The sequence below is a fragment of the Streptomyces sp. NPDC058335 genome, assembly GCF_042723915.1.
Lineage (GTDB): Bacteria > Actinomycetota > Actinomycetes > Streptomycetales > Streptomycetaceae > Streptomyces.
Genome location: NZ_JBHXHX010000034.1, coordinates 39,544 through 50,227, shown reverse-complemented (window position 1 = coordinate 50,227; position 10,684 = coordinate 39,544). Strand labels below are relative to the sequence as shown.

Annotated in this window: 8 protein-coding genes; 5 read left to right on the top strand and 3 right to left on the bottom strand. The window is 72.4% G+C overall.

The features are described from left to right. Positions 1-175: 175 nt before the first annotated feature. Genes ACFWJX_RS39215 through ACFWJX_RS39205 form a run of 3 tightly spaced genes read right to left on the bottom strand, consistent with a single transcriptional unit; the run spans position 176 to position 3,773 of the window. Positions 176-2,458: an ABC transporter permease gene (locus tag ACFWJX_RS39215; protein ID WP_383251680.1), complete on the bottom strand. Its 2,283-nt coding sequence runs from the start codon at positions 2,456-2,458 to the stop codon at positions 176-178. A gap of 53 nt (positions 2,459-2,511) precedes the next feature. Continuing rightward, positions 2,512-3,261 carry an ABC transporter ATP-binding protein gene (locus tag ACFWJX_RS39210; protein ID WP_383251678.1) on the bottom strand — a complete coding sequence of 250 codons (750 nt, stop codon included), beginning with the start codon at positions 3,259-3,261 and terminating at the stop codon, positions 2,512-2,514. Next, entirely contained in the window at positions 3,258-3,773 is a 516-nt protein-coding gene (locus tag ACFWJX_RS39205; RefSeq protein ID WP_073494555.1) for a PadR family transcriptional regulator, read from the bottom strand. The genes ACFWJX_RS39210 and ACFWJX_RS39205 overlap by 4 nt, the downstream gene beginning before the upstream one ends. Before the next feature lie 119 nt (positions 3,774-3,892). Here ACFWJX_RS39205 and ACFWJX_RS39200 point away from each other — a divergent pair, with 119 nt between their 5' ends. The 5 genes from ACFWJX_RS39200 (at position 3,893) to ACFWJX_RS39180 (ending at position 10,553) form a co-directional block, all read left to right on the top strand. Continuing rightward, positions 3,893-5,164: an ABC transporter substrate-binding protein gene (locus ACFWJX_RS39200; protein WP_383251675.1), complete on the top strand. Its 1,272-nt coding sequence runs from the start codon at positions 3,893-3,895 to the stop codon at positions 5,162-5,164. A gap of 141 nt (positions 5,165-5,305) precedes the next feature. Further along, positions 5,306-6,979, top strand: coding sequence for a glycoside hydrolase family 13 protein (locus ACFWJX_RS39195; RefSeq protein WP_383251673.1), 1,674 nt, complete (start codon positions 5,306-5,308; stop codon positions 6,977-6,979). A gap of 38 nt (positions 6,980-7,017) precedes the next feature. Next, positions 7,018-8,346: an ABC transporter substrate-binding protein gene (locus ACFWJX_RS39190; protein WP_383251671.1), complete on the top strand. Its 1,329-nt coding sequence runs from the start codon at positions 7,018-7,020 to the stop codon at positions 8,344-8,346. A 6-nt stretch (positions 8,347-8,352) separates the two neighbouring features. After that, on the top strand, positions 8,353-9,717 hold the full coding sequence (locus tag ACFWJX_RS39185) for a carbohydrate ABC transporter permease (RefSeq protein ID WP_383251669.1): 1,365 nt from the start codon (positions 8,353-8,355) through the stop codon (positions 9,715-9,717). After that, a complete protein-coding gene (locus ACFWJX_RS39180; RefSeq protein ID WP_252553627.1) occupies positions 9,714-10,553 on the top strand; it encodes a carbohydrate ABC transporter permease in 840 nt (279 codons plus the stop codon). The genes ACFWJX_RS39185 and ACFWJX_RS39180 overlap by 4 nt, the downstream gene beginning before the upstream one ends. The last annotated feature ends 131 nt before the right edge of the window (positions 10,554-10,684 follow it).

The following is a 10,684-nucleotide window of genomic DNA, read 5'->3' as shown; positions in this document are numbered from 1 at the left end:
GAACTGGGCAAGGTCCTCGCCAAGCGCGTCGAACCCGCCCTCACCGAGGGCGCCGACGTCCCCGGCCTGGACGCCTCCACCGCCGCCCTCGTGGCGACGTACCGGGAGCTGCGCGGCCGGCAGTGACCGCTCGCGATGGGACGGGGAGCCACCCGGTCACCCCGTCCCAGGGCCCTCAGGTCACCGAGCTGAGCGTGTCCGCCAGGCGCCGGCGGGCGGCGCGGGTCGCCGGTACGGCGGCGAGCGCGGTCGCGCCCAGCACCGCGGCCGCGCCGAACAGCAGCAGCAGGACGGGCGACGGACCGTGCGCGATCCCGGCGCCGATGCCGCTCGACCTGCCCTGGGCGTCGATCAGCCAGTGCGCGAGAGGCGTGCCCAACGCCGTGCCGACGAGGACCGCGGCCAGGGCGGTGCAGCCGGTGGCGGTGACCGTGATCGCGGTGATCTGGCGCGGCGACAGGCCGATGGCCTTGAGCGCCAGCAGATCCCGCTCGCCCTCCCGTACGGTGCCGCCGATCGTGGTCAGCAGCTCGATGAGCCCGATCAGGGCGAGGACGGCGATCAGGCCCACGAACACGCCGCGCAGCGGGGACAGCCCGTCGGCCGGATTCGTCACCGCGTGCACATCCAGGCGGCCCTCCCCGGCGGTGGCCAGCCGCCCGGCCACCGTGCCGGGGTCCGCGCCGGGGTGCAGCCGCAGCTGGTACAGCGTCGGGCCGAGCGCCGGGTCGTTCTCGCGGAGGGTGTCGAGCGAGGTGGAGATGACCCGGCCGGCGTTCTCCGGTTCGATGCTGCGGCCCACGATGTGCAGGATCTGCGGCTGCTCGCCCACCGTCATCCGCACCCAGTCGCCGACGCGTACGTCGAGGAGGTCGAGCAGGCCCTGTCCGGCCACCGCCTCGTCCCGGCCGTGCGCGGGGCGCCCCTCCACCAGGCTGTACGGGTAGGGGTCCGCGCGGGTACCGAGGCCGCGCAGGGCGATCGTGGCCGTCTGGCCGGGGACCAGGGCGGCCACCTCGACGCCCGGGTAGGCGGCGGCGACCTGCGGGTCGCGTTCCAGCAGGGCGAGGGTGTCCCGGTCGGACAGTCCGGCGTCGGCGTGGACGGTGAGCGCGGTCGGCAGGCCCGTCTCCTCGGGGTTGCTGCGGAAGCGGTCGATGGTGGTCCAGGCGCTCAGCGCGACCACGATCAGCAACAGGGGCAGCGCCAGCCGGGCCACCGTGGCCACGGAGCGCGGCCGGCGGGTGAACGCCTTGTGCCAGCCCAGGACCAGCGCGGGCGGCAGCCGTAGCCCCAGTGCCCGGCGCGCGACGCCCGACAGTCTTCCGCCCGCCGGAGCGGCCGGCCGGGGCACCGGCACCGGAGGCACCCGCCCCGCCCGCCAGGCGGCGAGCCCGGTGGTCGCCCCGATGAACAGCACCACCGCCACGGGCACCGAGACCAGCGCCACGGCGTGACCGGGCAGGTTCTGCCACACGCCCACGGCGTCCCCCAGCCGCCCCGGGACGAGGCTGCCCAGCGCCTGGACGAGGGCCGCGGCGGCCGTGGCGCCCAGCAGCGCGTAGGCGACGTGCTGGAGCAGGAAGATCCGCACGACCTGGCCGGGGGTGAAGCCGATCGCCTTGAGCACGGAGATGTCCCGCAGATGGCCGCGGATGCGGGTGCCGATCGCCCCGTGCACGGCGAGTCCGGCGGCGACCAGCGCGCCCAGCCCGAACAGGCCCAGCACCTGTCCGAGGAGCCGGTTGTCGCCCTGGGCCTCGGCGCGCGCCTGCTGCCAGGTGGAGACCTCGCTCACCGCGCCGGCGCCCAGCACGGTGACGGCGCGCTGGACGGCGTAGTCGGTGTCGTCGGGATCGGTCAGCCGCAGCCCGGTGACCTGGCCGTCCGGGTCCGGCACGGCGGAGGGGAGCGCCCAGACGAGGCCGGGCCGGTCGCCGGGGCGGTAGCGCGGTTCGGCGCTGTCGGCGATGCCGACGACGGTGAGTCTGCGCGTGGTGCCGGGCAGGGTGAGGGTGTCGCCGGGTTCGGCCACCAGGGCGCGGGCGAGGCGGCCGTCCAGGACGACACCGTCGGGGGTCGCCGGGTCCAGCCAGTGTCCGGAGGTGAGCAGCGGGCGGCCCACGGTGGGCAGCTCGGGCGTGCCGCGCAGTTCGACGGAGGCGCGGGCGCCGCGGGAGGTCACGGTGGCGGAGGCGACGGGGTAGGGGCCGGCGACGGACTCGACGCCGTCCAGTGCGGCGAGCCCGTCCGCGGCTGCGGTCGGGCCGGTGTGCAGCCAGACGTGCGCGCCGCGCGCCTGCGTGAACACCCGCTGCCAGGGGTTGGTGGCGTACCCGAAAAGGGCCGTGGCCAGCAGCAGCGAGGCGACGATGCCCGCCGTGGCGAGCACCAGGAACAGCGCCTCGCCGCGGTGGGTGCGCAGATCGGAGTGGGCCCAGCGCAGAGTCGCTCGCACCGGCTCAGCCCTTCCGCTCGGATCGGACGCACGGACGGTCGTGGACGTGCATGTCAGTCCTTCAGCTCCAGCACGCCGGAGATGCCGGTGCCGCGGGACGGGGTGCCGTCGAGTTCCGCGTCGTCGGCTATCCGCCCGTCGAAGAAGCTGATCACCCGGTCCGCCGCGCTCGCGAGCCGGGCGTCATGGGTGACCAGCACGATGGTCTGGCCGCGCTGGTGGAAGCGGGACAGCAGCCGCATCACCTCGCGGGTGCCCCTGCTGTCCAGGCTGCCCGCGGGTTCGTCGGCGAGCAGCAGGGGCGGACGGTTGACCAGGGCGCGGGCCAGCGCGACCCGCTGCTGCTCGCCGCCGGACAGCTCGCCCGGCATGCTGCGCTCCTTGCCGGCGAGCCCCAGCTCGGCCAGCAGCCCCTCCCGCTCGGCGCGCGCCTGCCGGGGGGAGAGGCCGGCGAGCAGGGCGGGCAGTTCGACGTTGTCGGCGACCGACAGGTTGGAGACCAGGTTGAAGAACTGGAAGACGATGCCGATCCGTTTCCTGCGTTCGACCGCCCAGCGTGCCTCGCTGTAGGCGTCGGTGCGCTCGCCGTCCAGCCAGAGGCTGCCGCTGTCGGGCCGCTGGAGTCCGCCGAGGAGATGCAGCAGGGTCGACTTCCCGGCGCCGGAGGGACCGGTGATCGCCACGAACTCGCCGCTCCGTACGCGCAGGTCGACGCCGCGCACGGCGTGCGCCGGGGCGCCCTCGCCGTGGTGGGTCTTGACCAGGCCCTCGGCGCGCAGCAAGGGAACGGGGCTGTCGCTCACTCCGGTTCCTCCAGCTCTTCCTGGCACCGCTCCAGCCAGTCGAGGTCGGCCTGCAGGTGCAGCATCGCGCCCTCGATCAGCAGCTGGGAGATGCGGTTGTCGCGGTTCTCGGCGGCCGCCAGCTTCGACAGGCTGCGCATGGTGTTGAGGTACTGACGCCGCTGTCTGTTGATGAGGGCGATCTGGTCGGCGAGGCCGGTCTGCGGGGCGAGGGCGAGTTTCATGAAGAACTCGTCCCGCACGCGCGGCTCGTCCGCCGTCTCCTCGTACCAGGCGCGCAGCTCGTCCCGTCCGGCGTCGGTGAGGTGGTAGATCTTCTTGTTGGGGCGGCTCGACTGCTCGACCTCTTCGCCCTCGATCAGGCCCGTCTTCTCGAGGCGGCCGAGGGTGACGTAGATCTGGCCGACGTTCGGCTGAGGGTACGCGGAGCCCAGCAGTTGCTCAAGGTCCTGTTTGAGCTCGTAGCCGTGGGCGGGGCCGCGCGCGAGAAGGGCCAGGAGGGCAAGGCGCACGCGTGCTGTCCTCCTAGTCCTCGTAATGTGCTCCAGGCCCTAGTATCGCGCATACCTAACAGGTATACATGGCCTCTGACCGGGCGAGGACGCCCGTGCCGGTGTACAGGGAGGAACCTATGCGGTGGATACACGCCGCCGGTAGGGGCCTCCTCGTCCTCGTCGTGATCCTCACCGGCTACGTCGCCTCGGGTGCCGGCGGGCACCAGGGGGGCGCGGGTGGCCGGGGACCGTTGACCCTCGCCACCGCCGGAGACCTCACCGGCTATCTCGGCCCGCTGCTGGAGGGCTGGAACCGCACGCACCCCGGTGAGCGGGTCACGCTCGTCGAACTGCCGGACTCGGCCGACGAGACCCACGCGCAGATGACGACCGACCTGCGCTCCGGCGACCGCAGCCGCTTCGACGTCCTCAACATCGACGTCAACTGGACACCGGAGTTCGCCGCGGCGGGCTGGATACGTCCGCTGCCCCGCGACCGCTTCCCCCTGAAGACGTTCCTGCCGCCGGTCGTGGACACGGCGACCTACGACGGACAGCTCTACGCCGTCCCCTATGTCACGAACGCCGGGCTCCTCCTCTACCGCAAGGACGTCCTCGCCGAGGAGGGCGTCCCGCCGCCGCGCACCTGGGCCGAACTGGAACGGGCCGCGAAGACGATTGCCCCGAGGCACGGACTCGACGGCTACGCCGGGCAGTTCCTGCCGTACGAGGGACTCACCGTCAACGCGGCCGAGGCCGTCTACTCGGCGGGCGGCACCATCCTCGGCGACGAGGGGACCCGCGTCACCGTGAACTCGGCCGGGGCCCGCGAGGGCATCGCGTTCCTCGCCCGCGGCGTGCGCGAGGGCTGGATACCCGAAGAGGCGCTGACCTACAAGGAGGAGGAGTCCAAGCAGGCCTTCCAGGACGGCCGGCTCCTCTTCCTGCGCAACTGGCCGTACGCCTACGTCGCCGCCTCGGCCCCGGGTTCGCGGGTCGCCGGGCGGATCGGCGCCGTACCGCTGCCGGGCCCCGACGGTCCGGGGACCAGCGTCCTCGGCGGTTCCAACCTGGCCGTCAACTCCCACGCCCGGCACCCGGACTCGGCCGCACGGCTCATCGCCTACCTCACCAGCGGGCCCGTCCAGCGCCAGGTCCTCACCCGCGGCGCCCTGCCGCCCGTCCGGGCCGCGCTGTACGAGGACCCCGCGCTGATCCGCGACTTCCCCTATCTGCCGACCCTGCGCGAGAGCGTCCTCGCCGCCGCGCCGCGTCCCAAGAGCGCGCGCTACGACCAGGTGAGCCTGGTGGTGCAGGCGGTGGTGCACGACGCGATGACCGGGCACGAGACGCCCGAGGCCGCGGTGCGCCGACTGGCGCGAGAACTCGCGGCCGTCTCTTCCCGATAAGCGCGCGCTAGTTACGTGTTAGGTAACGCGCGGGTCTCACCTTGCCTGCGCATGCCCCGATAAGACCCTGTATGTCCGGCCAACTTCCGGGTAACTCCTGCCTGCTCGTTGACACCCTCTCGACATGTCTACCTAACATGCATGCATAACGTCAGTTCGCACAGACAGGTCAACGGGGTGAGTCTCCAGCGCATCGACGCCCACCACTGGTGGCGCGACGCAGTGATCTACCAGGTGTACGTCCGCAGCTTCCTGGACAGCACCGGCGACGGCATCGGCGACCTCGCCGGCGTCCGGGCCGGGCTGCCGTACCTCAAGAAGCTCGGGGTGGACGGGATCTGGCTCAGCCCCTTCTACCCCTCCCCGCAGCACGACCACGGCTACGACGTGGCCGACTACTGCGGCGTCGACCCGCTCTTCGGCGACCTCGCCGAGTTCGACCTGCTGGTCGCGGCCGCCCGGCGGCTCGGCGTCAAGGTGCTCCTGGACATCGTGCCGAACCACTGCTCCAGCGAGCACCCCTGGTTCCGCGAGGCCCTCGCCGCCGGGCCCGGCAGCCCGGCCCGCGCCCGCTTCCACTTCGCCGACGGCCGCGGCCCCGACGGATCCGAGCCGCCCAACAACTGGCACGCCATGTTCGGCGGCCCGGCCTGGAGCCGGGTGACCGAGCCGGACGGGCGGCCCGGCCAGTGGTACCTGCACATGTTCACCCCCGAGCAGCCCGACTGGAACTGGCGCACCCCCGAGGTGGCCGCCGAGTTCGACCGGGTCCTGCGGTTCTGGCTGGACCGGGGCGCCGACGGATTCCGCATCGACGTCGCCGCAGGCCTCTTCAAGCACCCCGACCTGCCCGACTCCCCGGACCCCGAGGCCGACGCCCGCACCCGCGACTCGGTCAACCCGCTCGCCTGGAACCAGCCCGAGGTGCACGACGTGTGGCGGCACTGGAGGGCGGTCTGCGAGGAGTACACGGCACGCGACGGCCGCGAACGCTTCCTCGTCGGCGAGGTGTCGGTGCCCACCGCACGCGAACACGCGCAGTACGTCCGCCCGGACGAACTGCACCAGGCCTTCTTCTTCGACCTGCTGAGCGCCCCCTGGAGCGCCGACGCCTTCCGCAAGGTCGTCTCCGAGGCCATGGAGGACATCGCCGGCACCGGCTCGACGGTCACCTGGGTCCTCAACAACCACGACCAGGTCCGCACCGTCACCCGCTACGGCGAACCCGCCACCGAGGGCAGCGGACTCGGCACCGCCCGCGCCCGCGCCGCCGCCCTGCTGATGCTGGCGCTGCCCGGCGCCGCGTACATCTACCAGGGCGAGGAACTCGGGCTGCCCGAGGTCGTCGACCTGCCCGACGACGTGCTCACCGACCCGATCTTCCGGCGCACCGGCAGCCGCGCCCGCATCCGCGACGGCTGCCGCGTCCCGCTGCCGTGGTCGGGCCAGGCCTCACCGTTCGGCTTCACCTCCGGCGCCGAGGGCGCCAAACCGTGGCTGCCGCAGCCGGACTACTTCGCCGAGTACGCCACCGACCGCGCCCTCGCCGACACCCGCTCCTTCTGGCACCTGTACCGCGACGGCCTCCAACTCCGTTCTTCCCTGCCCCAGTTGGGCGATGGCACGCTGCGCTGGCTGGACGCCCCGCCCGGCGTCCTCGCCTTCGCCCGCGGCGACGGACTCGTCTGCGCCGTCAACTTCGGTACGGCCCCCACCCCCGCGCCGGTCTCCGGCACGCCCCTGCTGTCCAGCGGTCCCTGCCCGGCCGGCGTACTGCCCGGTTCCACCTCCGCCTGGTGGCTCAGCGACCACTGACTCCCGTCAACTCCCCACTCCTCGAAGGGACATCAACGATGATGCGACGACGTACGACCCTCCTCACCGGCTGCACCGCCCTCGCCCTGACGTTCGGCGCCACCGCCTGCGGCTCGGGCGACCCCGTCTCGGCGGGCGGCGGCGACAAGGCCCTCGGCGGCCAGACCGTCACCGTCGCCGGCGTCTGGTCCGGCAGCGAGCAGAAGAACTTCCAGAAGGTGCTGGACGCGTTCGCCGAGAAGACCGGCGCGAAGACCCAGTTCGTGTCCACCGGCGACAACGTCTCCACCGTCGTCGGCAGCAAGATCGAGGGCGGCAACGCCCCCGACGTGGTGATGGTCCCGCAGGTGGGCGTCCTCCAGCAGTTCGCCGCGAGCGGCTGGCTCAAGCAGCTCTCCGGCACCACCGAGAAGGCCGTCGACACCAACTTCGCCCCCGTGTGGAAGACGTACGGCAGCGTCGACGGCACCCTCTACGGGCTCTACTTCAAGGCCGCCCACAAGTCGACCGTCTGGTACAGCCCCGACGCCCTCGCCCAGGCCGGGGTCGAGCCGCCGACCACCTTCGACGATCTGCTGAAGGCCGGACACACCGTCTCCGACTCCGGGCTCGCCGCCTTCTCGGTCGCCGGGCAGGACGGCTGGACCCTCACCGACTGGTTCGAGAACATCTACCTCTCCCAGGCCGGACCCGAGAAGTACGACGCCCTCGCCACCCACGAGCTGAAGTGGACCGACCCCTCCGTCGTCGAGGCGCTCACCACGCTCGGCAAGCTGTTCAAGGACAAGCAACTGCTGGCGGGCGGCCAGAAGGGCGCCCTGAACACCGACTTCCCGGGCTCCGTGGAGAAGGTGTTCGGACCGAAGCCCGAGGCGGGCATGGTCTACGAGGGCGACTTCGTGGCCGGCGTCGCCAAGGACCAGTTCGGCAAGTCGATCGGCAAGGACGCGAACTTCTTCCCGTTCCCGGCGGTCGGCGCCGGCGAGGCCCCCGTCGTCAGCGGCGGCGACGCCGCGGTCGTCCTCAAGGACGGCAAGAACACCGAGGCGGGCATGGCCCTCCTGGAGTACCTGGCCACCCCCGAGGCCGCCGCCGTATGGGCCGAGGCGGGCGGCTTCCTGTCCCCGAACAAGAAGCTCGACCTCGCCTCCTACGGCGACGACGTCACCCGCGCCACCGCCAAGTCCCTCATCGACGCCGGGGACTCGGTCCGCTTCGACATGTCCGACCAGGCACCGGCCGCGTTCGGCGGCACGAAGGGCGCCGGGGAGTGGAAGCTGCTCCAGGACTTCCTGCGCGACCCGTCCGACCCGAAGGCGACCGCGGCCGCGCTGGAAGCCGCGGCGGCCAAGGCCTACAAGGGCTGACCGGCCATGACCGCGACCCTTGTCAAAGAGACGGCTCCACCACCGCCCGTCGGCGCAGGCGCCGACCGCGCCCGGCGCCTGCGCCGACGGGGACGGATCGTCGCCCTGCTGTTCGCCCTCCCCGCACTGCTCCTGCTGGGCGCCCTCGTCGTCTACCCGGTGCTGTTCTCGATCGGCCGCAGCTTCTTCGACGCGTCCGGCACCCGATTCGTCGGCGGCGAGAACTACACCGAGATGTTCCGCGACCCGGCCACCGTCAAGGCCGTACGCAACACGGCGATCTGGGTCGTCGTGGCGCCCGCCCTGCTCACCGGCCTCGGCCTGATCCTCGCCGTGCTGGTGGAGAAGGTGCGCTGGGCCACCGCCTTCAAGCTGCTGCTGTTCATGCCGATGGCGGTGTCCTTCCTGGCCGCCGGCATCATCTTCCGGCTCGCCTACGACGAGGACCCCGACAAGGGCGTCCTGAACGCCGCCGCCGTCTCCGTCCACGACGTCTTCAAGGACGCATCCGCGTACCCGACGGCACGGGCACGCGACGGCCAGGGACTCACCCGGGCGGCGGACGGCTCGTACCGGACCGGTGCGAGCGCGTCCCCGGGCGACTCGGTGACCCTGCCACTGGTCGGCGTTCCGCCGAAGGACCTGCCCACCGGCACCGAACCCGCCTACGAGGCCGCCGGCCGCACGGCCGCGCCGGACGAACTGCGCGGCGTGGTCTACCTCGACTTCACCCCCGGCGGGGGAGGGACACCGGGCCAGGTCGACCGGCGGGAGAGCGGACTGCCGCAGATGAAGGTCGAGGCGGTACGCGACGGACGGACGGCCGCGACCACCACCACGGCCCCCGACGGCTCCTTCCGCTTCACCGGACTCGACGCGGGCTCGTACGCCGTACGCCTCTCGGCGTCCAACTTCGCGCCGCCCTACGACGGGATCTCCTGGCTCGGGCCGGCCCTGGTCACGCCGGCGATCATCGGGGCGTACCTGTGGATCTGGACCGGCTTCTCCATGGTCCTGATCGGCGCCGGGCTGTCCACGCTGCCGCGGGACGCCCTGGAGGCGGCCCGGATGGACGGCGCGAACGAGTGGCAGATCTTCCGCCGGATCACCGTCCCGCTGCTGGCACCCGTCCTCACCGTCGTCTTCGTGACCCTGGTGATCAACGTGATGAAGGTCTTCGACCTCGTCTACATCATCGCGCCAGGACCGGTGCAGGAGGACGCCACCGTCCTCGCGACGCAGATGTGGCTGGTGTCGTTCGGCGGCGGCAACAACCAGGGGCTCGGCAGCGCGCTCGGCGTGCTGCTCCTGCTGCTCGTCGTCCCGGCGATGGTCTTCAACGTCCGCCGCTTCCGAAGGAGCCAGCGATGAACGCGGTACGGCGCGGCCTCGGCAACGGTCTCGTGCAGGCCGTCCTCGTGGTGATCGGCCTGGTCTGGGTCACCCCGCTGGCCGGACTGTTCCTGTCCTCGCTGCGGTCGGCCGAGGACACCGCCGAGGGCGGCTGGTGGACGGTCTTCGCCAGTCCCGGCGAACTCTCCTTCGACAACTACTCCGAGCTGCTGAAGAACGCCGGGATGACCCAGGCGTTCTGGAACACCGTACTGATCTCGGTCCCGACGACCGTCCTGGTCGTGGTCCTCGCGGCGCTCGCCGGATACGCGTTCGCCTGGCTCGACTTCCCCGGCCGCGAGGCCGTCTTCCTGGGGGTGGTCGCGCTGTTGGTGGTGCCGGTGCAGATCGGCCTGCTGCCGGTCGCCAAACTCTTCGGCCAGCTGGGCCTGTTCGGCACGATCCCCGGCGTCGTCCTCTTCCACGTGGCGTACGGGCTGCCGTTCGCGGTGTTCCTGCTGCGCAACTACTTCGTCGAGATACCGAAGGAGATGCTGGAGGCGGCCCGGATGGACGGCGGCAGCGAATGGCGGATCTTCACCCGCCTGGTCCTCCCGGTGGGCCGGCCGGCCCTCGCCAGCCTCGCCATCTTCCAGTTCCTGTGGGTGTGGAACGACATGCTGGTCGCCCTGCTCTTCGCCGACAGCTCCTCGCAGCCGCTGACCGTGCAACTCCAGTCACAGATACGGCAGTTCGGCAGCAACATCGACGTACTGGCGCCGGGGGCGTTCCTGTCCCTGGTGGTGCCGGTGGCCGTGTTCTTCGCGTTCCAGCGGCACTTCGTGCAGGGAGTGATGGCGGGCTCGGTGAAGTGAGCGGCCCACGAGTGAGGGCGGCGGGGGGGGGGCCGGCCCCCCCCCCCCCCCCCCCCGGGGCGGGCGCGGGCGGGGGGGGGGCCGGGGGGGGCGCGCGGGGGGGCGGGGGGGCGGCCCCGCCCGGTGCGGGG

Bases quoted from the DNA above. Each gene is read 5' to 3' on its own strand.
- ACFWJX_RS39180 (WP_252553627.1), top strand. From the start codon at position 9,714: ATGAACGCGGTACGGCGCGGCCTCGGCAACGGTCTCGTGCAGGCCGTC.
- ACFWJX_RS39190 (WP_383251671.1), top strand. From the start codon at position 7,018: ATGATGCGACGACGTACGACCCTCCTCACCGGCTGCACCGCCCTCGCC.
- ACFWJX_RS39195 (WP_383251673.1), top strand. From the start codon at position 5,306: ATGCATAACGTCAGTTCGCACAGACAGGTCAACGGGGTGAGTCTCCAG.
- ACFWJX_RS39185 (WP_383251669.1), top strand. From the start codon at position 8,353: ATGACCGCGACCCTTGTCAAAGAGACGGCTCCACCACCGCCCGTCGGC.
- ACFWJX_RS39200 (WP_383251675.1), top strand. From the start codon at position 3,893: ATGCGGTGGATACACGCCGCCGGTAGGGGCCTCCTCGTCCTCGTCGTG.